The sequence below is a fragment of the Pseudomonas sp. 3A(2025) genome, assembly GCF_054589175.1.
The window spans coordinates 610,039-635,679 of sequence record NZ_BAAILM010000113.1 but is presented as its reverse complement, the minus strand read 5'-3'; the positions used below and the strand labels follow the sequence as shown (position 1 = coordinate 635,679).

Annotated in this window: 26 protein-coding genes; 7 read left to right on the top strand and 19 right to left on the bottom strand. The window is 60.4% G+C overall.

Annotation, left to right across the window (positions count from 1 at the left end; translation table 11 throughout):
- Positions 1-45: 45 nt before the first annotated feature.
- Positions 46-249 (bottom strand): hypothetical protein, encoded by a 204-nt coding sequence (locus ACYP2A_RS29520; protein WP_459749456.1) that lies wholly within the window; start codon positions 247-249, stop codon positions 46-48.
- A 374-nt stretch (positions 250-623) separates the two neighbouring features.
- Positions 624-1,151 (bottom strand): hypothetical protein, encoded by a 528-nt coding sequence (locus tag ACYP2A_RS29515; protein ID WP_459749455.1) that lies wholly within the window; start codon positions 1,149-1,151, stop codon positions 624-626.
- Between the two features lie 1,097 nt (positions 1,152-2,248).
- On the opposite strand from ACYP2A_RS29515, the gene ACYP2A_RS29510 reads away from it, so the two are divergent.
- Entirely contained in the window at positions 2,249-2,875 is a 627-nt protein-coding gene (locus ACYP2A_RS29510) for a response regulator (RefSeq protein ID WP_459749454.1), read from the top strand.
- Positions 2,876-2,895: 20 nt separating this feature from the next.
- Here ACYP2A_RS29510 and ACYP2A_RS29505 read toward each other — a convergent pair whose 3' ends face one another.
- The 4 genes from ACYP2A_RS29505 to metG all read right to left on the bottom strand — a co-directional run bounded on the left by ACYP2A_RS29505 (position 2,896) and on the right by metG (position 7,008).
- Entirely contained in the window at positions 2,896-3,075 is a 180-nt protein-coding gene (locus ACYP2A_RS29505; protein WP_459749453.1) for a PA3496 family putative envelope integrity protein, read from the bottom strand.
- 107 nt (positions 3,076-3,182) lie between these two features.
- Positions 3,183-3,821, bottom strand: coding sequence for an endonuclease III (gene nth, locus ACYP2A_RS29500; protein ID WP_459749452.1), 639 nt, complete (start codon positions 3,819-3,821; stop codon positions 3,183-3,185).
- Positions 3,822-3,865: 44 nt separating this feature from the next.
- The gene (gene rsxB / locus ACYP2A_RS29495) at positions 3,866-4,861 is read right to left on the bottom strand and encodes an electron transport complex subunit RsxB (protein ID WP_459749451.1); all 996 of its coding nucleotides are present in this window, start codon (positions 4,859-4,861) and stop codon (positions 3,866-3,868) included.
- Between the two features lie 104 nt (positions 4,862-4,965).
- Positions 4,966-7,008 carry a methionine--tRNA ligase gene (gene metG, locus ACYP2A_RS29490; protein WP_459749450.1) on the bottom strand — a complete coding sequence of 681 codons (2,043 nt, stop codon included), beginning with the start codon at positions 7,006-7,008 and terminating at the stop codon, positions 4,966-4,968.
- 175 nt (positions 7,009-7,183) lie between these two features.
- Here metG and apbC point away from each other — a divergent pair, with 175 nt between their 5' ends.
- Positions 7,184-8,278, top strand: a complete 1,095-nt coding sequence (gene apbC, locus ACYP2A_RS29485) for an iron-sulfur cluster carrier protein ApbC (protein WP_459749449.1) — start codon at positions 7,184-7,186, stop codon at positions 8,276-8,278.
- A gap of 113 nt (positions 8,279-8,391) precedes the next feature.
- Here apbC and ACYP2A_RS29480 read toward each other — a convergent pair whose 3' ends face one another.
- Positions 8,392-8,601, bottom strand: a complete 210-nt coding sequence (locus ACYP2A_RS29480; RefSeq protein WP_056834696.1) for a cold-shock protein — start codon at positions 8,599-8,601, stop codon at positions 8,392-8,394.
- Between the two features lie 303 nt (positions 8,602-8,904).
- Between ACYP2A_RS29480 and dcd the strand changes: the two genes are divergently transcribed.
- Together dcd and ACYP2A_RS29470 are read left to right on the top strand one after the other, a co-directional pair.
- Positions 8,905-9,471 carry a dCTP deaminase gene (dcd, locus tag ACYP2A_RS29475; RefSeq protein WP_056834698.1) on the top strand — a complete coding sequence of 189 codons (567 nt, stop codon included), beginning with the start codon at positions 8,905-8,907 and terminating at the stop codon, positions 9,469-9,471.
- A 106-nt stretch (positions 9,472-9,577) separates the two neighbouring features.
- The gene (locus ACYP2A_RS29470) at positions 9,578-9,781 is read left to right on the top strand and encodes a hypothetical protein (RefSeq protein ID WP_459749448.1); all 204 of its coding nucleotides are present in this window, start codon (positions 9,578-9,580) and stop codon (positions 9,779-9,781) included.
- Between the two features lie 14 nt (positions 9,782-9,795).
- On the opposite strand, the gene pdeM is transcribed toward ACYP2A_RS29470, so the two are convergent.
- The 10 genes from pdeM to ACYP2A_RS29420 all read right to left on the bottom strand — a co-directional run bounded on the left by pdeM (position 9,796) and on the right by ACYP2A_RS29420 (position 20,792).
- Positions 9,796-10,455, bottom strand: a complete 660-nt coding sequence (gene pdeM, locus ACYP2A_RS29465; RefSeq protein WP_459749447.1) for a ligase-associated DNA damage response endonuclease PdeM — start codon at positions 10,453-10,455, stop codon at positions 9,796-9,798.
- Positions 10,452-12,932, bottom strand: a complete 2,481-nt coding sequence (locus ACYP2A_RS29460; protein ID WP_459749446.1) for a ligase-associated DNA damage response DEXH box helicase — start codon at positions 12,930-12,932, stop codon at positions 10,452-10,454. The genes pdeM and ACYP2A_RS29460 overlap by 4 nt, the downstream gene beginning before the upstream one ends.
- Before the next feature lie 75 nt (positions 12,933-13,007).
- Positions 13,008-13,775 (bottom strand): ABC transporter ATP-binding protein, encoded by a 768-nt coding sequence (locus tag ACYP2A_RS29455; protein ID WP_459749445.1) that lies wholly within the window; start codon positions 13,773-13,775, stop codon positions 13,008-13,010.
- A 7-nt stretch (positions 13,776-13,782) separates the two neighbouring features.
- The gene (locus ACYP2A_RS29450) at positions 13,783-14,895 is read right to left on the bottom strand and encodes a succinylglutamate desuccinylase/aspartoacylase family protein (RefSeq protein WP_459749444.1); all 1,113 of its coding nucleotides are present in this window, start codon (positions 14,893-14,895) and stop codon (positions 13,783-13,785) included.
- An 11-nt stretch (positions 14,896-14,906) separates the two neighbouring features.
- Entirely contained in the window at positions 14,907-15,617 is a 711-nt protein-coding gene (locus ACYP2A_RS29445) for an ABC transporter permease (RefSeq protein ID WP_459749443.1), read from the bottom strand.
- The gene (locus tag ACYP2A_RS29440; protein ID WP_459749442.1) at positions 15,614-16,342 is read right to left on the bottom strand and encodes an ABC transporter permease; all 729 of its coding nucleotides are present in this window, start codon (positions 16,340-16,342) and stop codon (positions 15,614-15,616) included. Before ACYP2A_RS29440 ends, ACYP2A_RS29445 begins: the two co-directional genes overlap by 4 nt.
- Before the next feature lie 101 nt (positions 16,343-16,443).
- Positions 16,444-17,226, bottom strand: a complete 783-nt coding sequence (locus tag ACYP2A_RS29435) for a transporter substrate-binding domain-containing protein (protein ID WP_459749441.1) — start codon at positions 17,224-17,226, stop codon at positions 16,444-16,446.
- Between the two features lie 281 nt (positions 17,227-17,507).
- Complete coding sequence (locus tag ACYP2A_RS29430; RefSeq protein ID WP_459749440.1) at positions 17,508-19,205, bottom strand: ATP-dependent DNA ligase; 1,698 nt, start codon at positions 19,203-19,205, stop codon at positions 17,508-17,510.
- Positions 19,202-20,221 carry a ligase-associated DNA damage response exonuclease gene (locus ACYP2A_RS29425; protein ID WP_459749439.1) on the bottom strand — a complete coding sequence of 340 codons (1,020 nt, stop codon included), beginning with the start codon at positions 20,219-20,221 and terminating at the stop codon, positions 19,202-19,204. The genes ACYP2A_RS29430 and ACYP2A_RS29425 overlap by 4 nt, the downstream gene beginning before the upstream one ends.
- A gap of 55 nt (positions 20,222-20,276) precedes the next feature.
- The gene (locus ACYP2A_RS29420; protein WP_459749438.1) at positions 20,277-20,792 is read right to left on the bottom strand and encodes an SRPBCC family protein; all 516 of its coding nucleotides are present in this window, start codon (positions 20,790-20,792) and stop codon (positions 20,277-20,279) included.
- A 95-nt stretch (positions 20,793-20,887) separates the two neighbouring features.
- On the opposite strand from ACYP2A_RS29420, the gene ACYP2A_RS29415 reads away from it, so the two are divergent.
- The 3 genes from ACYP2A_RS29415 to ACYP2A_RS29405 all read left to right on the top strand — a co-directional run bounded on the left by ACYP2A_RS29415 (position 20,888) and on the right by ACYP2A_RS29405 (position 22,435).
- A complete protein-coding gene (locus tag ACYP2A_RS29415) occupies positions 20,888-21,184 on the top strand; it encodes a LysR family transcriptional regulator (protein WP_459749437.1) in 297 nt (98 codons plus the stop codon).
- Positions 21,121-21,795 carry a LysR substrate-binding domain-containing protein gene (locus ACYP2A_RS29410; RefSeq protein ID WP_459749436.1) on the top strand — a complete coding sequence of 225 codons (675 nt, stop codon included), beginning with the start codon at positions 21,121-21,123 and terminating at the stop codon, positions 21,793-21,795. Before ACYP2A_RS29415 ends, ACYP2A_RS29410 begins: the two co-directional genes overlap by 64 nt.
- Before the next feature lie 136 nt (positions 21,796-21,931).
- Complete coding sequence (locus tag ACYP2A_RS29405; RefSeq protein WP_459749435.1) at positions 21,932-22,435, top strand: GNAT family N-acetyltransferase; 504 nt, start codon at positions 21,932-21,934, stop codon at positions 22,433-22,435.
- A 10-nt stretch (positions 22,436-22,445) separates the two neighbouring features.
- Here ACYP2A_RS29405 and ACYP2A_RS29400 read toward each other — a convergent pair whose 3' ends face one another.
- Both ACYP2A_RS29400 and ACYP2A_RS29395 read right to left on the bottom strand, forming a co-directional pair.
- Positions 22,446-24,497: a TonB-dependent receptor domain-containing protein gene (locus tag ACYP2A_RS29400; RefSeq protein ID WP_459749434.1), complete on the bottom strand. Its 2,052-nt coding sequence runs from the start codon at positions 24,495-24,497 to the stop codon at positions 22,446-22,448.
- A gap of 169 nt (positions 24,498-24,666) precedes the next feature.
- Positions 24,667-25,554 (bottom strand): DMT family transporter, encoded by an 888-nt coding sequence (locus tag ACYP2A_RS29395; protein ID WP_459749433.1) that lies wholly within the window; start codon positions 25,552-25,554, stop codon positions 24,667-24,669.
- Between the last annotated feature and the right edge of the window lie 87 nt (positions 25,555-25,641).

The following is a 25,641-nucleotide window of genomic DNA, read 5'->3' as shown; positions in this document are numbered from 1 at the left end:
ATGCAGCCCCGGCCGGGGCTGCATGACCGCGTTGCATGACCCGCTTCATGCCTTGCGTGGTCTGCCAGCCTTGCGTTTTCCAGGCGGGCGCATGGACTGTTGTACCGTGCGTGGAATAAAACTCATCACGTGTTCAAATCCCATACTGTAATGGTTTAACAGCGTCAGCAGTTTTTGTTCAAACACCAGGTGCCTGGAAAGTTCTTCGCTGTGTTTGAGCAACTCAAGCCGGTCCTTATACGCCTTCAAGGCATGCTCCAGTGTTCGGTATTCGTTCAGTATTGACAGGGTATTTCCATCGATATGAATGTATTCGAATGACCTGAAAAGTTTCAGGTCGACGGTGTTCGCAATGGCGCATGTACCCTCCTTTAAATGGGTGAGTGAATCACTTTAGTCATCTTTGTGAGCACGCGCTCAGGGTCGGCTCATACTGGCTACACGCTTCACTACCGCGTCATCCACTCTGGCTAAATGACTTTTTCAAATGGCTTACTTGTCGTGCAGATGAAAACTCTATGTGCTGTGGCTGATTCCTACGTGAACTAAGGGCGTTGCCTTGTCGTGCGCACTGATGGCAGCTGGCGCCCCGGCCTGTTCGGGTCGAGGCGTGACGCTTCTTGTCAGGGGGTATCGCTTGGCTTCTGCTGCTTGAACTCGAACCGGTAGGCTTTGCCGATGTTCCAGACCTGACGAATGCTCAGGCCCATCACCTGGGCAATCTCGGGCACCGTGTAACCCAGGCTGGAGTAGTGCATGGCATGGCCGGCCATGACGTCATCGACGTCGAGCGCCTCGTGGCGGGCGGCGTCGCGGCTCTCACTGACCGGCCGGCTGAAGTTGATCTTGATGCCATGTGCCAGTGCCAGTTGACGAATGTCCTTCTTGTTCATGCGCAAGGAGTACTGCAATGAAGAAACCCCCGCACCTTTATTGACCAGCGTCTTGAGCAGTGTCAGTCGGGTCTGCTGATCGGGTTCGGGCTCACGGGCGCCCTGTTCTTTGTCAGTCTTCCCGGGCGTGTTGTCTGCCGATTCGCCATCGGCGATGACGGCAATCACACCGCCCTGGGCAACGAACGCTTCTACCGCAGCCGTCAGGTCCATGGGGGTTGACGAAGTTGAAGCCGAGCGTGAAGGTTTGTTGTTCATGGTCTATTCCTTTTTGAACATGGTTATACACACGGCCATTCAAAAAGAATCGTCAGGCCCGGTCGGCCATGACAAAGGAAGAGTGCAGTTGATTGGCCGTGTTTATGTTGATCGAATCCGTTCGAGTCCGCCGATAAGCCGGGCCCATTTAAAACACAGTAAGTCATGGCGCCATTATCATGGGCTGCCTCGTACGGTGGCGCGTGTCCAGTAAGTGGCTCTTGCCCGTATCTAGTAAGGCTGGTTGTTAAAAAAGTAACGACTGGTAATAGGATTTGCAAGTAAAAATTGGAAGACTACATAAAAGCGCCTGTTCGTGTGGTAACTGTCTTACTTATTTTATTGCAACGTCTGTTAGTGCTGTAGTCCATTTCCTGTTTCGCACTTCAGGTCTGGATTCGGCGTCGGAGATGGTATTAGCTCCTTGTCGGCTGAGCCCTTCATGGGCGTAAGACTCCTCCCCGGAAGGCGCGGCGCCGGGGAGAGGTCCATCCGACAGGACAAAGTCTTGTAAGGTATTTCTGAATATTTTGTGGTCCTGCTCCCAAAATAGATATATGTACGAAAACGGCGTCAGGTTACGTGTAGTTTTAAACGACGGACTGGCACATGGCCTTGCGTAAGAAGATATAAAAACGCTTGCCAAGTCATGATGTGCCGTTCGGCATGTGCTTCACGTGCCCCTGTAAGAAGCATGGCAGTCTTGTCATGAGTATCGACGCTGGTGGGGCCTGGCAATGGGCTGGAGTGATGAGGGTGCAGAGTAGTGGCACTTTGCTTGAGACTATTTTGTTCATCTGCCACCAGCGTGAGTTCAAATCATTAGTTCACCGGGCGCGGCAATGCTTGTCAGGTCTGGAACCAACGGCTCTATCACGGCGTTCGGGAAAACAATCACTCCACCGGATTTTGAAGGGATAACTTGTGATGGACATCGACGGCTCGTCAGTTGAGGCGAGATTTGTAGGAAAGTTCTGCGCTGAGTGTGGGAATGGTCTTTGGCTGTCGCTCTCAAGGGGGGCGCGTCATGCAAAGCACTAAACGACTAGGCTATTGTGCTGACTCTGAAAATTCGAATAGCAAAAATTGGACTGCCCATGAATAAAGTGCTGATCGTGGATGATCATCCTGTCATTCGCCTTGCCGTACGCATGCTGATGGAGCGCCATGGTTATGAGGTGGTTGCAGAGACCGACAATGGAGTGGATGCACTGCAACTGGCTCGTGAGCACTTGCCCGATATCGTGATTCTCGATATCGGCATTCCCAAACTTGACGGCCTTGAGGTCATTGCCCGCCTTTCGGCCATGGCCCTGCCGTTCAAGGTGTTGATTCTCACCTCTCAGGCGCCGGGGCATTTCTCGATGCGCTGCATGCAGGCCGGCGCATCAGGGTATGTGTGCAAGCAGCAGGATCTGACCGAGTTGCTCAGCGCAATCAAGGCAGTGCTTTCGGGGTACAGTTATTTTCCCAATCAGGCTTTGCACACGGTGCGTTCGAGCATGGGCAACGCCAGCGAAGCGGATATGGTCGATCGCTTGTCAGGACGGGAAATGATGGTTCTGCAGCAGCTTGCGCGTGGCAAGACCAACAAGGAAATCGCCGACAGCATGTTCCTGAGCAACAAGACGGTCAGTACCTATAAAACCCGTCTGCTGCTCAAGCTCAATGCACATTCTCTGGTCGACCTCATCGAGCTGGCTCAGCGCAACGGGCTGGTCTGAGGGGGCGTAAGGGCAGGCGCCTAAATGTCGAAATCGTAGTCGGCCAACTCCTTTTGCAGGCGCCGCTCTTCAAGCATGTTGTCGATGGTGCGGCGTTTGCTCAGATTGGTCTTGGCGGGCTCGACAGAAGGCGTTTCGCTGTCGTCCGCGTCGACCACGAAATCATCTTCCACGTCCAATTGCTCTTTGCCGGTACTCATGCAATTTGACTCCAGGCTTAGGCTGTCATTGGCGCCCCTTATAGCGCCAATCCAAAGGCGGGTAAAAAAGATTTTTTCAATCGTCCGGGCCTGGGTGAATCTATTACTCAATCGTCGGACGTCTTTTCCTTGTAGTCGCACAGGTCCTCGATACGGCAGCTACCGCAGCGCGGCTTGCGTGCCTGGCATACGTAGCGACCATGCAGGATCAGCCAGTGGTGAGCGTCGAGCAGGTAATTGTTCGGCACAAACTTCATCAACTGCTTTTCCACCTCGACCACATTCTTGCCGGGCGCAATGCCGGTGCGGTTGCTGACGCGAAAGATGTGCGTGTCCACCGCCATGGCGATCTGCCGAAACGCGGTATTGAGCACTACGTTGGCGGTCTTGCGGCCTACGCCTGGCAGCGCTTCCAGGGCTTCTCGCGTTTGCGGCACTTCGCTATTGTGCCGCTCGATGAGCAAGCGACAGGCTTCGATGACATTGCGTGCCTTGCTGTTATACAAGCCAATGGTCTTGATGTACGCAGACAACCCCTCGACGCCCAGTGCGTAAATCGCTTCAGGCGTATTGGCCACCGGAAACAGCCTGGCAGTGGCCTTGTTGACGCTGACATCGGTGGCCTGGGCAGACAAGGTCACCGCCACCAGTAACTCGAAAGGTGTGGTGTAGGCCAGTTCGGTTTTAGGGTCCGGATTGTCTTCGTGGAGCCTGCGAAAAATCTCCTGGCGTTTGGCGGCGTTCATGGTCGGTCTGGGTCCTGATGAGGCCTTCGAATGGGCCTTTGTGGCTAGCTGGGCTGTTCGGCGATCTGTAGTGCTTGTTCGGCTTCATGCACCTGCGTGTGCAAGGTTTGTAGCTGTTCGGCAGGGGCGCCTGCCGTTTGTGCCTTGTTCAGGCTGGCGCGGGCCATGGCTAGCTGGATCTTGGCGCGTTTGAGCTCTGCGGTAGAGGTTTTGGGCTGCGTCTGCTGCTGAGTGATGGGTTGTTGCCGGCTTGCTTGCGCAAGCGTTTGCAGCGTCTGCCCGGCGGCATCGACCTGGTCTTTGAGTTGAAGCAAGCGCATGGCCTGTTCGCGGATGGGCGGATGACCGAAGGCCTTGAGCGATTTGTTCAACTGCGCCTGAAGCATGTTCAGGGTGATTCTGGCTTGTTTCAGTGCCTGGTCTTCGGTACTTGCCTCTAAAGGTGCCTGTGCCGATTCTGGCGTGTGCATGCGCGGGGTGCGAGCCAGGCGCTGTTCACGCTCGCGCTGTAGCCGTGCTTCGCGGTACTGGTAGCGCTGCCGGGCGAGGTTGCGCTTGCGGGTGCGGGCCTGCAGCTGGTCGGCATCCAGCGCCAGGTCACCGACCATCTGCACGATTCGGCCTGGCGGCGCTACGCTGTGCAACGGCAGTGGCAGCATGTCGATGCAATCGACCGGGCAGGGGGCGACACACAGGTCGCAGCCGGTGCATTCATCGACCAGAACGGTGTGCATCAATTTGGCCGCGCCGACGATGGCATCGACCGGGCAGGCCTGAATGCACTTGGTGCAGCCAATGCACTCGGCCTCGCGGATAAACGCCACTTGCGCCGGTGCCGGGCCGCGTGTGGTGTCCAGCGGCAAGGCCTGGACATTCAGCAGTCGGGCAAGACCTGCCAGGGTTTCTTCGCCGCCAGGCGGGCATTTATTGATCGCCTCGCCCTTGGCGATACCTTCGGCGTAGGGCATGCAGCCGGGGTGGCCGCATTTGCCACACTGGGTCTGAGGCAGCAGGGCGTCGATGCGTTGAATCAGATTCATGCTGGTATCCACCCATGCTGACCGGGGTCACCTGGCGGGGCGGCGCACAGGCAAAGGCCCGATAACCGCTACCAGGAGCAGTTATTGGGCCTCCCGTTCAGGTATTACTTGATGCGTTGACCTGGCTTGGCACCGCTGTCCGGGCTGAGCAGGTAGATTTCTTCACCGCCGGGGCCGGCTGCCATGACCATGCCTTCGGAAATGCCAAAGCGCATTTTGCGCGCCTTCAGGTTGGCGATCATCATGGTCAGGCGACCTTCGAGCAGGCTCGGGTCCGGGTAAGCGCTCTTGATGCCGGAAAACACGTTGCGTTGTTCGTCGCCGATATCCAGCGTCAGGCGCAGCAGCTTGTCGGCGCCCTCTACCGGTTCGGCCTTGACGATCAAAGCCACACGCAGGTCTACGGCCGCGAAGGCATCGAACTCGATTTCCGGCAACAGCGGATCCTTGGCCAGTTCGCCATTGCCTTTCGGCGCTTGCTCGGCGTTGCTGGCGGCCAGGTCTTCTTTGGAGGCGGTGACCATGGCTTCGATTTTGGTCGGGTCGATGCGGGTCATCAGCGCCGAGAACGGATTGAGCTGATGGTTGCCCAGCAGGGTCTGGTGGTCGTTCCAGGTCAGCGGCGCGACATTGAGGAACTGCTCGGCGTCGTGGGCCAGGTTCGGCAGTACCGGCTTGAGGAAAATCACCAGTTGGCGGAACAGGTTGATGCCCAGCGCGCAAATGGCCTGGACCTCATCCTGCTTGCCTTCCTGCTTGGCCAGCGACCATGGTGCCTTGTCGGCAATGAAGGCGTTGGCGCGGTCTGCCAGGGCCATGATTTCGCGCATCGCACGGGAGAAGTCGCGGGCCTCGTAGGCCTCGGCGATGCTCGGTGCGGCGGCCTGGAAGGCCTCGGTCAGCTCTGGCGCAGCATTGCTTTCGACCAGCACGCCGGCATTGCCCTTGTGAATGAAACCGGCACAACGGCTGGCGATGTTCACCAGCTTGCCGATCAGGTCGGAGTTGACCTTCTGCACGAAGTCTTCAAGGTTCAGGTCGAGGTCGTCGACGCCACGGCCCAGCTTGGAGGCGTAGTAGTAGCGCAGGTATTCCGGCGACAGGTGATCCAGGTAGGTGCGGGCCTTGATGAAAGTGCCGCGCGACTTGGACATCTTCTGACCGTTGACGGTCAGGTAGCCGTGCACGTTGATGGCGGTCGGCTTGCGCAGGCCTGCACCTTCAAGCATCGCTGGCCAGAACAGGGCGTGGAAGTTGACGATGTCCTTGCCGATGAAATGGTACAGCTCGGTGCTGGAGTCCTTGTTCCAGTAGGCATCGAAGTCCAGCTCCGGGCGGCGGGCGCAGAGGTTCTTGAAGCTGGCCATGTAGCCGATCGGCGCATCCAGCCAGACATAGAAGTACTTGCCGGGCTCGTCCGGAATCTCGAAGCCGAAGTACGGCGCATCGCGCGAGATGTCCCATTGTTGCAGGCCGCTGTCGAGCCATTCGGCCAGCTTGTTGGCCACGGCTTCCTGCAAGGTGCCGCTGCGGGTCCACTGCTGGAGCATGTCCTGGAACGCAGGCAGGTCGAAGAAGAAGTGCTTGGAATCCTTGAGTACCGGCGTCGCTCCGGAAATCGCCGATTTCGGGTCTTTCAGCTCGGTCGGTGCGTAGGTGGCGCCGCATTTTTCGCAGTTGTCGCCGTACTGGTCCTCGGCGCTGCATTTCGGGCAGGTGCCCTTGATGAAGCGGTCGGCGAGGAACATTTTCTTGTCCGGGTCGAAATACTGGGTGACCGAACGGGTAGCGATATGCCCGGCATCGCGCAGGCGGGTGTAGATCAGGCTCGACAGCTCGCGGTTTTCATCGCAATGCGTCGAGTGAAAATTGTCGAAGTCCACCAGAAAGTCGGCAAAGTCGGCGCTGTGCTCGGCCTTGACGTTGTCGATCAGTTGTTCCGGGGTGATGCCTTCCTTTTCGGCGCGCAGCATGATGGCCGAGCCGTGGGCGTCGTCCGCGCAGACATAGGTGCATTGGTTGCCGCGGTGCTTCTGGTAACGCACCCACATGTCGGTCTGGATGTATTCGAGCATGTGGCCAAGGTGTATGGAACCATTGGCATAGGGCAGGGCGCTGGTAACGAGAATCTTGCGTGGCTCGGACATGGGGCTCGGCTACTTGAAGTCATACGAAGACCGGCCACTATAAAGGTGTGGGGATTTTTTTTCACCCCGCTCAGGTGTAGGAAACGGCCCGGATTTGCAGCGAAAGCATGGCGCCGCCTGCCATAACGGGTAGGATAGCCGCCTGTTTTAGTCAGTTTTTATTCGGAGCCAGTCCATGAGCGCAGTGAGCCGCGCAGCGGTCGAGGCGATTCTTCGCCAGTACACCGACCCTTATCTTAACCAGGACCCGGTCAGCGCCGGTTGCGTACGGGCCATCGATATCGACGCTGGCAGTGTCAGTGTGCAGATCGAACTGGGCTATGCCGCCGGCTTGTTCAGCAAGGGCTGGGCGCAGGTGCTGCAGACCGCCATCGAAGGGCTGGACGGCGTGACCGCCGCCACTGTGCGTGTCGACAGCCGGATTCAGGCGCACAAGGCCCAGAGCCAGATTCCAGGCCTGGCCAGCGTAAAGAACATCGTTGCCGTGGCCTCTGGCAAGGGCGGGGTCGGCAAGTCGACCACCGCTGCCAACCTGGCGCTGGCGCTGGCCCGTGAAGGTGCGCGGGTCGGTATTCTCGATGCCGATATCTATGGCCCAAGCCAGGGCATCATGTTCGGCATCGCCGAAGGCACCCGGCCCAGGGTCAAGGATCAGAAGTGGTTCGTGCCCATCGAGGCGCACGGTGTCGAAGTCATGTCCATGGCCTTTCTGACAGACGACAACACGCCGATGGTCTGGCGCGGTCCGATGGTGTCCGGCGCTTTGCTGCAACTGGTGACCCAGACTGCCTGGAACGATCTCGACTACCTGATCATCGATATGCCGCCGGGCACCGGCGATATCCAGTTGACCCTGGCGCAGAAAGTCCCGGTGGCCGGTTCCGTGATTGTCACCACGCCGCAGGACCTGGCGCTGCTGGACGCCAAAAAGGGCGTAGAGATGTTCCGCAAGGTCAATATCCCGGTGTTGGGCGTGGTAGAGAACATGGCCGTGCACATCTGCTCCAATTGCGGCCACGCCGAGCATCTGTTCGGTGAAGGCGGCGGCGAGAAGCTGGCCAGCCAGTACGACGTCGAGCTGCTGGCTTCACTGCCGCTGTCGATGCTGATCCGTGAGCAGGCCGATGGCGGCAAGCCTACGGTGATCGCCGAGCCGCAAAGCCAGATCGCCATGGTCTATCAGGAACTGGCCCGTCAGGTTGGGGCACGCATTGTGTTGCAAGAGGCTGCCAGCCCGGCAATGCCAACCATTTCGGTCAGCGATGATTGAATGGTGTCGGGGGCGGTCACTATGGCCGGCCCCTGATGTCTGGCAATACTTTTTCGCAGGCAATAAAAAACCCCGCTCAAGAGCGGGGTTTTTCGAAGCGAGTCAGCGCAAAATCAAGCGATTTGCACTTCTTCAGCCTGCATGCCTTTCTGGCCGCGGGTAGCGACGAAAGAAACTTGCTGGCCTTCTTTCAGGGTTTTGAAGCCGTCGATCTGGATGGCTTTGAAGTGTACGAACAGGTCTTCGCCCGACTGTGGAGTGATGAAGCCGAAGCCTTTTTCATCGTTGAACCACTTGACGGTACCGGTTTGGCGATTGGACATAATATATCTCCTTGAACAAAGTTAACTGCGGATCAGGAAACACCCCGACCGAGACTGAGTGCAAAGAGCTGGAAATTCATGGTGATGGTGAGCGTATTCAACATCTTGTAGAGATTCTCAGTGACACAAGCAACACAGTGGCGCCACCTTAACCCTTTTTCCTGAAAGTGCCAATGGGCAGGTGAGGATTATTTGCATTGGCTACCATAGCCCGTCGGACAGGACCGCATGGCCTTTGTAGGAGGCGCCCCGGCCCGGTAAGATGCGCGCATATTTTTCACCTCGCTATTTCAGGACACCGCCATGAGCATCAAATCGGACAAGTGGATTCGCCGCATGGCGCAAGAGCACGGCATGATCGAACCTTTCGTCGAGCGCCAGATGCGTGGCGAAGGGGCTGAGCGCCTGATCTCCTATGGCGTCTCCAGCTACGGTTACGATGTGCGCTGCGCCGACGAATTCAAGATTTTTACCAACATCAACTCGGCGACCGTCGATCCGAAAAACTTCGACGCCAACAGCTTCGTCGACGTTAAAAGCGATGTCTGCATCATTCCGCCAAACTCCTTCGCCCTGGCGCGCACCGTCGAGTACTTCCGCATTCCACGCAACGTGCTGACCATCTGCCTGGGCAAGAGCACCTACGCGCGTTGCGGCATCATCGTCAACGTCACGCCGCTGGAGCCGGAGTGGGAAGGCCACGTGACTCTGGAGTTCTCCAACACCACCACGCTGCCGGCCAAGATCTACGCCAACGAAGGCGTGGCACAGATGCTTTTTCTTGAGTCCGACGAAGAATGCGAAGTGTCCTACAAGGACCGTGGCGGCAAGTATCAGGGGCAACGTGGCGTGACCCTGCCGCGTGCTTAACACAGATTTCATGAACGGGTGATTGAATTTATACCCGTTTCGGCACTCTACTGGGTGACTGTTCTTCCCCGCCGACGGTGTGGGAACCAACGTTCAGGAGTGCCCCATGAAAATCGATTCGAAACCTGCTGGACAGCGAGTTGCGCCCCTCAACGAGATCGGGCTGCTGGCCTGGTCGCTGATGGCTGACCAGCACTTGAATATGGTGGGTGGTGGTATTCCAGGCCAGCCGGCGCCGGATACGCCTCAGCCTCAAGAGCCTGGCGAGCCGACCCTGCCAGACAAGCCGCCGCCCGGCCCGGTTGCCTGATCACGGCTTGCGACTTATTTCTCCAGCGCCCAGACCGCGCCGTCGCCACTGACATACAGGCGCTGGCCGGGCTGTGGTCGCACGTTGTACCCCCCTGTGAACTCACCAAATGCCGGTACCAGGGTGACGCTCTCGCCCAGCACGAAGCAGGGCAGGCGCAGGCGTTGTCGGCCGAGCCCATGCAGGGTAAATACCGGATGCACATGCCCGGCCAGCACATGGTGGGTCGCGTGCGGGTCGGGCTCGTGCTGCAAGGCAAACGGGCCTAGCAGTAATGGTGCATCCACTACCTCGATATGCAGATAGCCCGGTGGATCACCGGCGCGATTATCGTGGTTGCCGCGAATCAGCGTGATCGAGAGTCCAGCATTCTGCCCGCGCCATTCAGCCAGTGCCGCCAGCGTTGCCGGCGCATGGGATTGCGGCGCATGCAGAAAATCTCCCAGAAATATCAGCCGTTCGCTCGGGTACCGCGCAAGCAGCCGGTCGATGCGTTCGAGGTTGGCTTGCGTGGTGCCATGCGGTACGGGTTGGCCCAGGCGTCGATAAGCCGCCGCCTTGCCGAAATGCACATCGCCAATCAGCAGGGTTTTTTCCGCAGGGTAATACAGCGCCTTGTCAGCCAATAGCCAGAGCGTTTCGCCGGCCAGTTGCACTGCCAGTTCAGGACTCATGCATCCACCAGCGGGCCAGCGGCCTTTTCCAGATCGCGCACCATGCGCGCAATGCGGTCGGCGAGCTTCTCGCTGCTGAGGCTTTCGCGCAGGCGCTCGACCAGCAGCGGAAACGCCAGGGGCGTGGCGCGCTTGAGGGCATGCAGGTCCAGCGGCAAGCGCTCAAGGCGCTGCAAGGTGTCTTGCAGGCGCTGATAATCCAGCTCCAGGCTCAGCACTTCTTCATGGGCCTGGCCCAGCAGGCGGTTGTCGGGGTCGTACTGCTTGAACACCTCAAAGAACAAACCACTTGAAGCCTGCAACTGGCGAATGCTTTTGCCGGCACCGGGGTAACCTGCAAACACCAGCCCGCCGATCCTGGCGATTTCGCGAAAGCGCCGCTGGGCCAGTTCGCCGGCATTCAGGCTGGCAAGAATGTCCTCGGCCAGATTGGCCTCACTCAACAGCCCGCCCTGGTGCAGCAGCGCGTGCCAGTCCAGCTCGCTGGCGCTGAGCAGTTCCAGGCCGTAATCGTTGACGGCCATCGAAAAGGTCAACGGTTGTTGCCGGCTCAATCGCCAGGCCAGCAGGCTGGCCAGGCCCAGATGCACATGGCGCCCGGCGAAGGGATACAAAAACAGATGCCAGCCTTCGCGTGATTTCAAGGTCTCTGCCAGCAACCGGTCGCGTTGTGGCAACGCCGACCACTGCTGCTGCAATTCCAGCAATGGCCTGACGGTTTGCATGGCAGGGCTTTCGAACACGCCATGGGCGGCGGCATCGAATTGCGCGACCACGGCCTCGGACAGCTCACTGGAGAGCGGCATGCGCCCGCCGCTCCAGCGTGGCACAGCGGCTTTCTTGCCAGTGGCACGCTTGACGTAGGCGGTCATGTCCTCGACCCGCACCAGCTCCAGCAGGCGTCCACCGAACAGAAAGTTGTCACCGGGACGCAGCCGGGCGATAAAGCCCTCTTCGACGCTGCCCAGCGAGCCGCCGCCCTTTTTCCAGTATTTCACGGTGATGCTGGCGTCGCTGACGATGGTGCCGATGCTCATCCGGTGCCGTCGCGCCAGGCGCGTGTCCGGCACGCGCCAGATGCCATGCTCGTCGGGCTCGACACGGCGGTAGTCGGGGTAGGCGGTCAGCGAATGGCCGCCACTGCGCACGAAGGCCAGCGCCCATTGCCAGTGCGCCTCATCCAGATCGCGATAGGCCCAGGCGCCGCGCACCTCGTCAAACAACTCATCGGGCTTGAAGCCGCCGCCCAGCGCCATGCTCACCAGGTGCTGCACGAGCACGTCCAGCGGTTGATGCGGTGAATGCCGCGCCTCGATCATGCGCGCTGCCACCGCCACCTGCGCGGCGGCGGCTTCGACCAGCTCCAGGCTGTGTGTCGGCACCAGCGTGACCCGCGAAGCCCGCCCCGGCGCATGGCCTGAACGCCCGGCGCGCTGCATCAAGCGCGCCACGCCCTTGGGCGAGCCGATCTGCAACACCCGCTCGACCGGCAAGAAGTCCACGCCCAAATCCAGGCTGGACGTACAGACCACGGCTTTGAGCTGACCGTCTTTGAGTGCCCGCTCGACCCAGTCACGCACTTCGCGTGACAGTGAACCATGGTGCAGGGCGATCAGCCCGGCCCAGTCGGGACGTGCGCCAAGAATGGCCTGGTACCACAGTTCCGACTGTGCGCGGGTATTGGTGAACAACAGGCAACTGTTGCTGCTCTCGACCTCGGCGACCACCTGCTTGAGCATGCTCAAGCCCATATGCCCGGCCCACGGAAAGCGCTCTATCGTTGCCGGTAACAGCGTGTCGACCTGCAAGTCCTTGATGACCTTGCCCTGCACTGTGACGCCGCCGTCACCTTCACCCAGTAACACCTGCCGGGCATGCTCCTGATTGCCCAGCGTCGCAGAAATGCCCCACACGATCAGCTGTGGATTCCAGCGCCGCAGCCGCGCCAGCGCCAGTTGTAATTGCACCCCGCGTTTGTTACCGAGCAGCTCATGCCATTCATCGACCACGACCATTTGCAGGTTGCCCAGCGCACTTTGGGCGTCGGCGCGGGCCAGCAACAGGGTCAGGCTTTCAGGGGTGGTAACCAGCGCCGAGGGCAGGCGCCGGCCTTGTCGTGCGCGCTCGCTGCTGGAGGTGTCGCCGGTACGCAAGCCCACCGACCAGGCAATCTCCATCTCGGCCAGAGGTGCTTGCAGCGAGCGCTGCGTGTCGGCGGCCAGCGCGCGCATCGGCGTGATCCAGATCACCGTCAATGGCGCACTTTTGTCTTTGCCTTTGGGCGGTTTATCCGCGACGCGGACAAATCTGTTCAGTGCCGCCAGCCACACCGCATAGGTCTTGCCTGACCCGGTGCTGGCATGCAACAGCCCTGACTCGCCGCGCTTGACGGCGGCCCACACCTGTTTCTGGAACGGGAAAGGCGTCCAGCCCAGCGCGTCAAACCACGCGCGGGCAATGTCGGGATGTTTGCTCATGCGCGACGGCACGTTCCTGAAGGGGCTCAAGATACGGACCGCAGCACAGGGCCATTGTTTTTCTTGCGAGAAGCCTTATTTCAGATTGCCGCTCAAAAACTGCTGCAAGCGCTCGCTCTGCGGGTTATTCAGCACCTCGTCCGGGTGCCCCGACTCCTCGATCAGGCCCTTGTGCAGAAACACCACTTGGGTGGCGACCTTGCGCGCAAAACCCATTTCGTGGGTGACCAGAATCATCGTGCGGCCTTCTTCGGCCAGGCCCTGGATCACCTTGAGCACTTCACCCACCAGCTCCGGGTCCAGCGCCGAGGTCGGCTCGTCGAACAGCATGATGTCCGGCTCCATCGCCAGGGCGCGGGCAATCGCCACCCGTTGCTGCTGGCCCCCGGACAAAAACGCCGGGTACTGCTCGGCGACCCGCTCTGGCAGGCCGACCTTTTCCAGGTACTTGCGCGCCCGCGCCTCGGCTTCGGCTTTGGGTACGCCCAGTACCCGGCGCGGGGCCATGGTGATGTTTTCCAGCACCGTCATGTGCGCCCACAGGTTGAAGTGCTGAAACACCATTGCCAGTCGGGTGCGCAGGCGTTGCAGCTCTTGCGGGTCGGCGACGCGCATGCCGCCGTCCTTGTCCTGGACCATGCGGATCTGCTTGTCGTCCAGGCTCATGGCGCCGTCGTTGGGTTGCTCAAGAAAGTTGATGCAACGCAAAAACGTGCTCTTGCCCGAACCGCTGGCGCCGATCAGGCAGATCACGTCGCCGCTCTTGGCCTTGAGTGAAACGCCCTTGAGCACGTGGTTGTCGCCGTAGCTTTTGTGCAGGCCATCGATGGTCAGTTTGTACATAGAGTCCTCAAGGAGAAAGCAGATAGCCGCTGCGCCAGGCCTGGGTGCCGGCGACGTGGGCGATGACCATGCCGGCAGTCGCCATGCGCCGCAGCGAACGGGCATAGAGCAAGCCGGCTTGCGGGGCGCGGACCTGGGTCACGGTATCGCTGATCGGGTCGATGATGTCGGCCAGCAACTGGCCGGCCTCGACGTACTCGCCGGGCATCGCGCAGAACACCAGCAGCCCGCCCACCGGCGTCGCCACCGGTTCCACGGCCGCCAGCGGCGTGGCGGGGTAGAGCAATTCGGGTGGTTCGGTGTGCTCGCCGTCGATGGCGCCAAAATCGATCAGGTACAGAATGATCGCCTGGCAATCGCGGCTGGCCACGGCATGGCTGACATCGGCCTGACCGCGCAGCTCCAGAGTCACCGAAAAACTGCCCATCGGCACACGGGTGCCAAAGCGTTGCTGCAACTGCCACCAGACCAGCGTGAAGCATTCGTCGAACGACTGGCCGCCCGAGTCTGTGGCGAGCATATTGGCGTGCGAGCCCAGGTACCGCGCCAGATTCTCGACCTGCGGCCAGGCTTCTGGCGTGGTGTACAGGTGCTCGACCGACTCGAAATCGCAGTGCAGGTCGAGCACCATGTCGGCGTCACACGCCAGGCGTTGCAAGACCAGACGCTGGGACTGCAATTGCGTGGTGGCGCTCTGTTCAAGCAGCGCCTGACGCAGGTACGTACGAATCAGCCGGGCATTGTCCTGCACATCGTCGGTGAGCAGGTCTTGCACCGCATCACCGACCTGTTGGGCGAGGTCGACGAAGTGGCGATTGAAGTTCTGCCCGCTTTCCAGTTCGTAGCGGCCCAGCGGGGTGTCCATCAGCACCTGTTCCAGGCCGACCGGATTGGCCACCGGCACCACGACGATTTCGCCCTTGAGCTTGCCGGCGCGTTCCAGCTCGTCCAGGCGCTGCTTGAGGTACCAGGCCACCAGCATGCCCGGCAGTTCGTCGGCATGCAGGGAGGCCTGGATATAGATTTTGCAGGCGCCGTTATCCGGGCCGTAGTGAAAGCTGTGAATCTGCCGTGCAGTGCCGGGCACCGGCGACAGCAGCGCGTGAGTCAAATGCCGCATGATGAGCCTTCCTAGTGGGCCGGGCCGAGAAAGGCCAGCCAGCGCCGTTCGGCCAGACGAAACAGCCCGACCAGAATGAACGTGACGCTCAGGTACAACAACGCGGCAATGCCGAACGACTGAAACGTCATGAAGGTCGCCGAGTTGGCGTCGCGCGCCACCTTGAGAATGTCCGGCACGGTGGCGGTAAAGGCCACGGTGGTGGAGTGCAGCATCAGGATCACTTCGTTGCTGTAGTACGGCAACGAACGGCGCAGCACCGACGGCATGACCACATGGGCATACAGCTTCCAGCCGCTCAGGCCATAGGCCTTGGCTGCCTCGATTTCACCATGCGCCATGCTGCGAATCGCACCGGCAAAAATCTCCGTGGTGTAGGCGCAGGTGTTGAGCGTGAAGGCCAGCAGTGTGCAGTTCATCGCGTCGCGAAAAAAGGCATCGAGCAGCGGTTGCTCGCGCACGGCGGCGATGCTGTAGATGCCGGTGTAGCAAATCAGCAACTGGATATACAGCGGCGTGCCGCGGAACACATAGGTGTAGAACTGCACCGGCCAGCGCAGCCAGCGATTGTCCGAGACCCGTGCGATGGACAGCGGAATCGACAGGCAGAAACCGATGGCGATCGAGGCGCTGAGCAGCCACATCGTCATGGCAAGACCGGTGATATGCACCCCGTCGCTGTACAGAAACGGGCGCCAGTATTCCTGAAGTAGCTCGATCATCGCTTGGCCTCCCGGCTACCGGCGGCGTAATGCCGCTCCGCCCAGCGCAAGGCGATGTTGGAGGCGCTGGTGATCATCAGGTAGATGAACGCGGCCACCACCAGGAAGTAGAACAATTGATAGGTGCTCTTGCCGGCGTCCTGCGAAGCCTTGACCAGATCGGCCAGGCCGATGATCGATACCAGCGCGGTGGCCTTGAGCAGCACCTGCCAGTTATTGCCGATGCCCGGCAGGGCAAAGCGCATCATCTGCGGAAAGACCACATAGCGAAACCGCTGGCCGCGCTTGAGGCCGTAGGCAACCGCCGCCTCGACCTGGCCGCGCGGCACTGACAGAATCGCGCCACGAAAGGTCTCGGTGAAATACGCGCCGTAGATAAAGCCCAGGGTAATCACGCCTGCGCTGAACGGGTCGATTTCGATGTAATCCCAGCCCATCGCATCGGTGAACAGGCTCAGCCAGGTCTGCAGGCTGTAGAAAATCAACAGCATCAGCACCAGGTCCGGTACGCCGCGGATCAGGGTGGTGTAGATCTGTGCCGGCACACGCAGCAATGCGCTGCCCGACAGTTTGGCGCTGGCGCCGATCAGCCCGAGCACGATGCTCAGCAGCAGCGACAACACCGAAAGCTTGATGGTCATCCATGTGCCTTCAAGCAACAGCGGGCCAAAGCCCCTGAGGCTGAAAGCCGAAAGTCCCAGGTTGGTTAACAATGTGTCGAACATGGATAAAGCCTTTAGCGGTCAGCAACAAAAACGCCCAGCGAAAACGGCGGCGGATGATAGCCGAAATCGGTGGGCGCGCTCCCGTTTGATCAGGGGGCTATTTATTTACCGCTGTACAGGTTCAGCTCGCCGAAGTGTTTTTTCTGGATTTCGGCATAGGTGCCATCAGCGTGTAACGCTTTGATACCTTTGTTCAGGAGCTCCTTGAGCTCAGTGTTACCTTTGGCGATACCGATAGCGGTCTTGGACGGCAGCAGTTCGCTGTCGACCGGCTCGCTGACTTCGTAGTCAGCGCCCTTTGGCGACTTCAAAAAGCCCAGCTCGGCTTGCAGCATGTCCTGGATCGAAGCGTCCAGACGGCCCGAGGTCAGGTCGGAATACACCTGGTCCTGGTTGGCGTAGGCCTTGGTGGTCACACCGGCCTTGTCCAGCACGGCCTTGGCATAGGCTTCCTGGATGGTGCCTTGCTCGTAACCGACGGTCTTGCCCTTGAGGGTGGCCAGATCGGTGCTCAGGCCTGCACCCTTTTTGAACACCAGCGAGGTCGGGCCGGAGAACAGTTCATCCGAGAAATCGATGACTTTTTCGCGGGCCGGGGTCACGGTCATCGACGAAATCACACCGTCGAATTTGCGCGCCTTAAGGCCCGGAATCATGCCGTCGAAATCGCTTTCGACCCATTTGCAGGTGACCTTCAGCTCTTTGCAGATCGCATTGCCCAGATCGATATCGAAGCCTTGCAGGCTGCCATCGGCGGCCTTGGACTCGAACGGTGCATAAGATGGATCGACGCCAAAACGCAGTTCCTTGTATTCCTTGGCCATTGCGCTACCAGCAGCGACACACAGAGCCAGTGCGGAGAGAGTCAACCATGCTTTTTTCATTCTTGATTCCTAAACCAGAATAAGGCGCAGCAGTCTGCAAGACTGCTACCGGCGGATGCCAGACAGTCATCAGGTAGCAATTTCTGAACCAACGGACAAAACATGCGTTTGAAATGTAAGCGGGTGTCGCAATTGTGTCTGTTTGCCATCTTCGAGGAAGACACAACCGTAGGAGCGGCTTTAGCCGCGAATGCCACGCCTGTTCGCGGCTGAAGCCGCTCCTGCGGAGATAGCGTGATTCAAAATGATGCATTGCTGGCTCGTTGCGTTATTTTGGGGCGTCAGCCCAGCAAGTCCTGCAACGTCGCCAGGCTGTCCGCTTCATCCACCGGCTTGTCATGCCGCCAGCGCAGCATCCGCGGAAAGCGTACGGCGATGCCGCTCTTGTGCCGTTTCGACAGGGCAATGCCCTCAAACCCCAGCTCGAACACCAGGGTCGGAGTCACGCTGCGCACCGGGCCGAATTTCTCGACGGTGGTCTTGCGGATGATTGCGTCGACCTTGCGCATCTCTTCATCGGTCAGCCCGGAATAGGCCTTGGCGAACGGTACCAGCGTACGTTCGCTGGCGCCGGGCGGGCCGTCCCATACCGCGAAGGTGTAGTCGCTGTACAGGCTGGCGCGCCGGCCATGGCCGCGCTGGGCGTAGATCAGCACGGCATCGACACTGAACGGGTCGAGTTTCCATTTCCACCACACGCCCATGTCTTTGGTGCGGCCCACGCCATACAGCGATTGGCGGGCCTTGAGCATCATGCCTTCCACGCCCAGGCTGCGCGCCGCTTCACGCTGGCGGGCGAGGTCTTGCCAGTTTGCGCCGCTGATCACGGGGGAGGGCAGCAGCACCGGACTTTGACTGGCCTCGATCACCTGCTCCAATTGAGTGCGTCGCTCGTGTTGCGGGCGGCTGCGCCAGTCATGGCCCTGCCATTCCAGCAGGTCGTAGGCGAGCACCACCACCGGCGCATCGCCAAGAATCTTCTTGCCCAGCGTCTTGCGCCCGATGCGTTGCTGCAACAGGGCGAAAGGCTGCACCCACGGCGCCCGTGTTTCATTATTCAGGGCAAAGCCTTCGTCTTCCGGGGGCTCGACATCAGGGGCCTTCCAGACCACGATTTCGCCGTCGATCACCGTTCCGTCGGGCAGGCACTGGGCCAGGCTATGCAATTCCGGAAAGCGCTCGGTGACCAGCTCTTCACCCCGCGACCAGACCCACAAGCGGCCCTCGCGCTTGACCACCTGCGCGCGAATGCCGTCCCACTTCCATTCCACCTGCCAGTCTTCGGCCGGGCCAATCAGGGCCTCGAACTGCTCCACCGGTTGTTGCAGGGCGTGGGCGAGAAAAAACGGATACGGCTGGCCGCCACGCTGGGCATGCTCGTCGTCCGACTCCGGCGCAATCAGTTTCAGGTACGACGCGGCAGTGGGGCGGTGCGACAAATCGGTATAACCCACCAGGCGCTGGGCGACACGCTTGCTGTCCAGCCCGGCCATGGCCGCCAAAGCGCGGGTGACCAGTAGCTTGGACACGCCAACGCGAAAACTGCCGGTGATCAGCTTGATGCACACCATCAAACTGCTGCGGTCGAGTTGCGCCCACAGTGCTGGCAAGCGCTCGGCCAGCACCTCGGGCGCGAGACCCCGCAGCGGCAGCAGCTTGTCTTCCAGCCACAGCGCCAGGCCTTCATCGCTGCTGTGTTCGGCATGCGGCAGCAGTAACGACAAGGTTTCTGCCAGGTCACCGACCGCCTGGTAACTTTCCTCGAACAGCCAGGCCGGCAGGCCGCTCAGCGCGGTAGCCTGCTCACGCAGCACGCGGCTGGGCACCAGTTGCCGTGGGCGCCCGCCGGCCAGAAAGAACACCGCCCACGCAGCGTCTTCGGGCGCCGCCTGGATAAAGTAGTCGTGCATCGCGGCCAGCTTGGCGTTGCTGGACGTCGTGGCATCCAGGCGGGCATAGAGTTCGGCGAAGGCTTTCATGCTGTCTGCTCAGGTGTTTGTTGCTCTGCTTCTTCATCGCCGTATTCGGTGTCGAAGCCTTGGGCATCCAGGCCCAGATCACGCAGGTAACGCACCAGAATCGCTACCGAGCCATGGGTGACCATCACCCGCTCGGCGCCGGTCTGCTCGATGGCCCATAACAGGCCCGGCCAGTCAGCATGATCAGACAGCACAAAACCGCGATCCACGCCGCGCCGGCGGCGGGTGCCGCGCAGCATCATCCAGCCGCTGGCAAAGGCATCGCTGTATTCGCCAAAACGCTTCATCCAGGTGCTGCCGCCGGCCGAGGGCGGGGCGATGATGAGTGCCTGGCGCAGCGCCGGGTCGGTTTTCTTGAAGTCGCCGGCGTATTGGGTTTCGGGAATACGGATGCCGCCGTCGCGGTACACCCGGTTCAGCGGCTCGACCGAACCATGTGCCAGAATCGGGCCGATGCCTGCGTCGATGCCATGCAGAATCCGTTGCGCCTTGCCGAAGGCATAGGCGAACAGCACGCTGGCCTTGCCCTGCGCGGCATTGCTGCGCCACCAGTCGTTGATGCCGGCGAAAATCTGCGCTTGCGGGGTCCAGCGATAAATCGGCAGGCCAAAGGTCGACTCGGTAATAAAGGTATGGCAGCGCACCGGCTCGAACGCCTCGCATGTACCGTCGGGTTCGACCTTGTAGTCGCCGGACGCCACCCAGACCTCGCCCTCGTATTCCAGACGCACTTGCGCCGAGCCCAGCACATGGCCTGCCGGGTGCAGGCTGATGGTCACGCCGTGATGGGTCACGGTTTCGCCATAGGCCAGGGTCTGCAGATTGATGTCCTGCCCCAGCCGCCAGCGCAGAATGCCCTCGCCACTGGCCGCCGCCAGATAATGCCCGCTGCCGGGGCGTGCGTGGTCGCCATGCCCGTGGGTGATCACGGCACGCGAAACCGGTCGCCACGGGTCGATATAGAAATCCCCGGGCGGACAATACAAACCTTCAGGACGGGCAACGACAAGATCCATGGGATGACCACAGCGATGGGCTTGTCAGTTATGAGCCAAGCGCGCGCGTGCAAGTTCAGGGCAATTGACGGCGGGCCTCGCTGACCAATCCGTCCAGCCAGTCCTGGTGCCCATTGATCATCGGGTTGGGGCGGACCTGCGCCAGAGCCTTGGCCGGTGCGCCATTCTGGGTTTCCTGGGTCAGGATTCGCACCCGTCCGCCGGGCAAATCCTCCAGCAACCAGGCGTGATGCACATCCAGCCGCGTGCTGGCATCGCCCTCGACCCAACCATGCCACGCCACCCGGCCCGGCTGGCTGGCCACGGGCGCGACATACTCGACCACCTGCGCCTGGACCGGAAAACCAAAGGTGCTGAAACTGAACCGCGCGCCTTGCGCCAACTGCGGGCCGGCACCTTGAGCAAAGGTGATATCGGCGCAATTGCTGTAATAGCCAGGCCACAGGGCAGGGGTGTTCAACAGCGGCCAGACCTGCGCAACGTTCAGGCCGGCGACAATGACTTCGTTGCTGGCAAAATTATCGGCTTCGCCCGGTATATAGCCTTCAGGCCAGTGAATGGAATGCTGCATGGAAAACTCCTTGGTGAGGGGTGGCGTTGACGGAGGAAATTTTCGCTGCGCACAATTCATAAGACCAATCGTATCTCCTTGGGTTTGGCATAAGCATGCGTGATATCAGAAGCCTGGACCTTAACCTGCTCAAGGCCCTCGATGCCTTGCTCGATGAGGGCAGTGTCACCCGCGCGGCAAAGCGTTTGTCGATCACCCAGCCGGCGGTCAGCGGCATGTTGACCCGCCTGCGCGAGAGCTTCGACGACCCGTTATTCGTGCGCGCCCAGCGCGGCATTACCCCGACGCCAAGGGCGCTGGCGCTGGCCGGGCCGGGCCGGTTCGCCAGGTGCTTGAGCAGATCGATACCCTGCTGCAAGCGCAAACCTTCGAGCCGGCTCAGGCCAGCCTGACGCTGACCCTTGCCGCCACCGACTACACTCAACGCACACTGGTGCTGCCGCTACTGGCCCGCTTGCGCCAACAGGCGCCGGGCATTCGTCTGGCGGTGCGGCCGGTGGAAGACGAGCGGGTGACCAGTCAACTGGAAAGCGGTGAGGTCGACCTGGCGATCCTGACCCCGGAAACCACCTTTGAAGGGCTGCATGCGCGGCATCTGTATGAAGAAGACTATGTGGTCGTGCTGCGCCAGGCGCACCCTGCCGCGCAGGCACTGGATCTGGACACGTTCTGCAACCTTGATCACGGCATCGTTTCCTACAGCGGCGGCGCCTTTCGCGGCGTGACCGATCAGGCCTTGGCACTGCTTGGCAGAAAGCGTCGGGTCAGCCTGTCAGTGACCAGCTTTCTGCTGTTGCTGGACGCCGTGCGCCGCAGTGACCTGATCGCCGTGGTGCCCCGGCGTCTGGTGGTCGAGCACGATGACCTGCAACGGCTCGAACCGCCGCTGGCCATTACCGGTTTCAGTAAACTGGCAGTCTGGCATGAGCGCACCCACCAGAGTGCGGCGCACCGCTGGTTACGCCATGTGCTGTTCGAGGTGGCCGGCACTGGCACACATTGACGCAGCGTCAGAGTTGCCATTCGCTGCGTTTTGTAAACAATAGCGCCCTTGATTTCTCTGCTATCGAGATGTGCATGCCAAGGTTTTACGATTCTCTTCTTTATATAGATGCAGCACAGCGTCCGAAGGCCCTTTCATGACTGAACTCACCCTCGAACTGATCCAGACCGGGCCGGATGATATCGAAGTGATCGCCAACCTCTACCAGTTCTACGCGTACGAGTCGTCGGACTGGGAGTTTCAGGATGTCGAGGAAGATGGCCGTTTTTATGTCCATGAAGATCACCTGGTGCGTTACTGGCAGGATCCGGACTGGAGCGCCAACCTGTTGCGGGTCAACGGTGAAATAGCAGGTTTCGTGCTGATCGAGCGCAGCGAAGTACCAGGCATCGACGCGCTGGAGCTGGCCGATATCTTCATTCTCAAGCGCTACCGGCGCAAAGGCATCGGCCGGGCGTTGATGGGCCAGGTATTGATGGGCGGTCATGAAAACTGGCTGGTGCGCTACTACCCCCAGGATGAGGTCGCCGATGCGTTCTGGAACAAGGTCATGCAAGACCTGCCCCGTCCGGCCCGCGCCATCGAGCTGGACGATGACCCGGAACTGGTCAATTACCTGGTGACCCGGGTCATGCATTGAGCGGCGTCAATCAGAAATACGTCGTGGCCCCTGCAAAGAACGCGCGGCCTGGCACATAGAAGGCGGTCGAGTCGTCGCGTGGGTCTTCGTCGAGCAGGTTCTGCACGCCGACATTCAGGGTCAGCCACTTGTTTGCCGCCCAGTTGGCCGTCAGGTCGTAGGTGGTGTAGGACTTGACGAAGTCGGTGCCCACGCCGCGCTGTTTGCCGACATGCTGCGCTGAGAGTTCAGTGCCAAAGCGCTCGGTCACTTGCCAGTCGATGGCACTGTACAACGACAGTTTCGGCGAGCTGATCAGGTCGCGGCCTGTCGACAGATTGCGGCTTTCGAGCATGTAGGTCGCGTTGGTGCGCCAGTTGACGTGAGTGGCCACGGGCACGCGCAGGCTGCCTTCCCAGCCACGGGTGCGCGCCTTGTCGGCGTTTTCGAGCATGGTCCACCAGCGGCCCTCGAAGTAACCCAGCGGCGCGTATTCGATCTTGTCGGTGAAGTCGGTGTGGAAGTAGGTCAGCCCGGCTTCCCAGCCATCGTGATCGAAGGCCACGCCGACTTCCTTGTTGGTGCTGATTTCCGGGCGCAGGTTAGGGTTGCCGGCCATCCAGCACGCGCCGGTTACATAGCCCAGCGGGCGCAACGAGGTACAGCCGCGGCCGCCGGAGTTGGTCGCCGCGCCCGCGCTGCCTTCTTTCAGGCTCGGCGCGCGGAAACCACGGGAAACGCCGCCACGTACGGTCCAGTCCGGGTGCGGGTGATACACCACATAGGCGCGCGGACTGTTGTGGTTGCCGTATTCCTCGCTGTGGTCGAAACGGTTGCCCAGGGTCAGCGACAGGTTGTCGAGCAGGAAGATTTCATCTTCGATGAATGCCGCCGAATAATCGCCTTCCAGATCCGAGCCGGCCACGGCCACACCCTGATAATCCACTGGTACCGTACCGAGGGTATCGGTGTTGGTCAGCTGTTCACGCTTCCATTGCCCGCCCACGGTCAGGCGCTGATTGAACAGCAGCTCGAACGGCACATTGAGGCTGCCTTCGACGATCTTCTCCTCGGAACTGGCCTTGCCGACGCTGATGTCGTTGTTGAACTTGTTCAGGTACGCATCCACCCGCGAGGTACCAAAGCCCCAGTCGCCGTGGTGCGAAAGCACGAAGCTGTCGCGGGTCAGGCGCCCGGCGCCAAAGCCTTCACCCACCGTGTCGCCCCAGTCGCCGAAGGTCTTCTTCGACGACCATGAGCGCTCAACGCCCTGGGTCGCTTCGAACGACAGGCTGTGGTTGTCGTTGATCTTCCAGTCCAGCAACGCATTGACGCTGTGATCCTTCGAGCCGCCAGCGCCATCGTTGTATTTGTAATCGCCGAATGCATCCAGGCGCGGCTCGGCTTCATCGCTGGCGCGGCGGGTCAGGTTGGCACCCAGGCGCAGGCCGACCGACTCGGTCAAAGGACCGGACAGGTTGACGCTGGTCTGGTTGGTCTGGCCGCGATCGGAGTCCTCGGGGATCGTGGTGTTGACGTTGAGCGAGCCGCTCCATTCACGAGAGACCTTGCGGGTAATGATATTGATCACGCCGCCCATGGCGTCCGAGCCATACAGCGACGACATCGGCCCCCGAACGATCTCGATGCGCTCGATCATGTTCGGCGAAATCCAGTTCAGGTCCTGACGGCCCAGATCACGGCGGTAGTTAGTGTCGGCCGAACTGCCGATGCGTTTGCCGTCGACCAGAATCAGCGTGTACTTGTCGTCCAGGCCACGCAGCTTGATCTTCGATTGCTCACCGACCGGGCCAAAGCCGCCGGTCACGCCCGGAATGCGCCGTAGCAGGGTATTGAGGTCGTAAACCGGCTGGCGCTCGATCTCTTCGCGGGTGATCACGCTGACACTGGCCGGCGCATCGCGCAGATCGGTGCCGCCACCGCTGGCGGTCACGAACGAAGCATCCAGCTCGGTGGCGCTGGTAGCAGTAGTGTCGGCTTCGAGGATTTCCTCGGCCTGGACGGCAGTGGCTGACAGCAGCGCTACGGTGAGCAGGCAACGGGAAAACGGAGGGCATTTCATTGCGTAACGGTCCTTGTCGATCAGTTGGATTCATGCGGAAGAATTCAAACGGAGCGGGACACTAACGCAAATGAATATCATTTAGAAGTGGGTTGTTGGTTTTCCCTTACACAAAACTGACAATATTCTTACAAACGAAAGGGCCTTTTCTTCTGATTCCGAGCCCGTTTCACCTTGAAAAACGCTTCGCGCCGACCACGCAACCAATCACCGCCACGGTCACGCCGAGCATGCCGACACTGACCTGTTCACCCAGTAATGTGGCTGCCAGCGCCAGGCCAAAAAACGGCTGCAAGAGCTGCAACTGACCCACCGCCGCCACGCCGCCTTGCGCCAGCCCGCGATACCAGAACACAAAGCCCACCAGCATGCTGAACACCGAGACATACCCCAGGCTGATCCACGCCGGCAGGGTGATGGCCGCGAATGAAACCGGCGCCGTCCACAGGCTGAGAACCAGCATCAACGGCAGTGCCAGCAGCAAGGCCCAGCAGATCACCTGCCAGCCGCCCAACGTTTTGGACAGCCGCGCGCCTTCGGCATAACCCAGCCCGCAAGCAAGAATGGCCAGCAGCATCAGCCCGTCACCCAAGGGCGCTGCCGTCAGTCCCTGGCTCAGCGCAAAGCCTGCAACCATCAGGCTGCCCAGTGTCGAGAACAGCCAGAACACCGCACGCGGACGTTCGCCACAACGCAGCACGCCGAAGATTGCGGTGGCCAGCGGCAACAGGCCGACAAAAACGATGCTGTGCGCGGAAGTCACGTGTTGCAGGGCCAGGGCGGTCAGCAAAGGAAAACCGACCACCACGCCGGCAGCGACGATGCCCAGCGACAGCAGTTGCGAGCGCGTCGGTCGCGGCTGGCGTAACAGCAACAGCAGGCCCAGCGCCAGGGCCCCGGCGATGCTGGCGCGGGCGAAGGTCAGAAATAGCGGGTCGAACTGCGCCACAGCCAGGCGTGTAGCCGGTAGCGAGCCGCTGAAAATCACCACGCCGATCAGGCCATTGAGCCAGCCGTTCAATGAGTGGGTCTGTTGCAAGGCGGAGGTATTTTCCATCGGGGCTGACTCATAGCGGGTTGCGAGAACCCCATGCTAGGAGCCACTATCAGCACAATCAAAAAATTGTCATGGATACATTTAACG

Coding starts and splice junctions, on each gene's coding strand:
- ACYP2A_RS29515 (WP_459749455.1), bottom strand. CDS start 1,151: ATGAACAACAAACCTTCACGCTCGGCTTCAACTTCGTCAACCCCCATG.
- ACYP2A_RS29510 (WP_459749454.1), top strand. CDS start 2,249: ATGAATAAAGTGCTGATCGTGGATGATCATCCTGTCATTCGCCTTGCC.
- ACYP2A_RS29505 (WP_459749453.1), bottom strand. CDS start 3,075: ATGAGTACCGGCAAAGAGCAATTGGACGTGGAAGATGATTTCGTGGTC.
- nth (WP_459749452.1), bottom strand. CDS start 3,821: ATGAACGCCGCCAAACGCCAGGAGATTTTTCGCAGGCTCCACGAAGAC.
- rsxB (WP_459749451.1), bottom strand. CDS start 4,861: ATGAATCTGATTCAACGCATCGACGCCCTGCTGCCTCAGACCCAGTGT.
- metG (WP_459749450.1), bottom strand. CDS start 7,008: ATGTCCGAGCCACGCAAGATTCTCGTTACCAGCGCCCTGCCCTATGCC.
- apbC (WP_459749449.1), top strand. CDS start 7,184: ATGAGCGCAGTGAGCCGCGCAGCGGTCGAGGCGATTCTTCGCCAGTAC.
- ACYP2A_RS29480 (WP_056834696.1), bottom strand. CDS start 8,601: ATGTCCAATCGCCAAACCGGTACCGTCAAGTGGTTCAACGATGAAAAA.
- dcd (WP_056834698.1), top strand. CDS start 8,905: ATGAGCATCAAATCGGACAAGTGGATTCGCCGCATGGCGCAAGAGCAC.
- ACYP2A_RS29470 (WP_459749448.1), top strand. CDS start 9,578: ATGAAAATCGATTCGAAACCTGCTGGACAGCGAGTTGCGCCCCTCAAC.
- pdeM (WP_459749447.1), bottom strand. CDS start 10,455: ATGAGTCCTGAACTGGCAGTGCAACTGGCCGGCGAAACGCTCTGGCTA.
- ACYP2A_RS29460 (WP_459749446.1), bottom strand. CDS start 12,932: ATGAGCAAACATCCCGACATTGCCCGCGCGTGGTTTGACGCGCTGGGC.
- ACYP2A_RS29455 (WP_459749445.1), bottom strand. CDS start 13,775: ATGTACAAACTGACCATCGATGGCCTGCACAAAAGCTACGGCGACAAC.
- ACYP2A_RS29450 (WP_459749444.1), bottom strand. CDS start 14,895: ATGCGGCATTTGACTCACGCGCTGCTGTCGCCGGTGCCCGGCACTGCA.
- ACYP2A_RS29445 (WP_459749443.1), bottom strand. CDS start 15,617: ATGATCGAGCTACTTCAGGAATACTGGCGCCCGTTTCTGTACAGCGAC.
- ACYP2A_RS29440 (WP_459749442.1), bottom strand. CDS start 16,342: ATGTTCGACACATTGTTAACCAACCTGGGACTTTCGGCTTTCAGCCTC.
- ACYP2A_RS29435 (WP_459749441.1), bottom strand. CDS start 17,226: ATGAAAAAAGCATGGTTGACTCTCTCCGCACTGGCTCTGTGTGTCGCT.
- ACYP2A_RS29430 (WP_459749440.1), bottom strand. CDS start 19,205: ATGAAAGCCTTCGCCGAACTCTATGCCCGCCTGGATGCCACGACGTCC.
- ACYP2A_RS29425 (WP_459749439.1), bottom strand. CDS start 20,221: ATGGATCTTGTCGTTGCCCGTCCTGAAGGTTTGTATTGTCCGCCCGGG.
- ACYP2A_RS29420 (WP_459749438.1), bottom strand. CDS start 20,792: ATGCAGCATTCCATTCACTGGCCTGAAGGCTATATACCGGGCGAAGCC.
- ACYP2A_RS29415 (WP_459749437.1), top strand. CDS start 20,888: ATGCGTGATATCAGAAGCCTGGACCTTAACCTGCTCAAGGCCCTCGAT.
- ACYP2A_RS29405 (WP_459749435.1), top strand. CDS start 21,932: ATGACTGAACTCACCCTCGAACTGATCCAGACCGGGCCGGATGATATC.
- ACYP2A_RS29400 (WP_459749434.1), bottom strand. CDS start 24,497: ATGAAATGCCCTCCGTTTTCCCGTTGCCTGCTCACCGTAGCGCTGCTG.
- ACYP2A_RS29395 (WP_459749433.1), bottom strand. CDS start 25,554: ATGGAAAATACCTCCGCCTTGCAACAGACCCACTCATTGAACGGCTGG.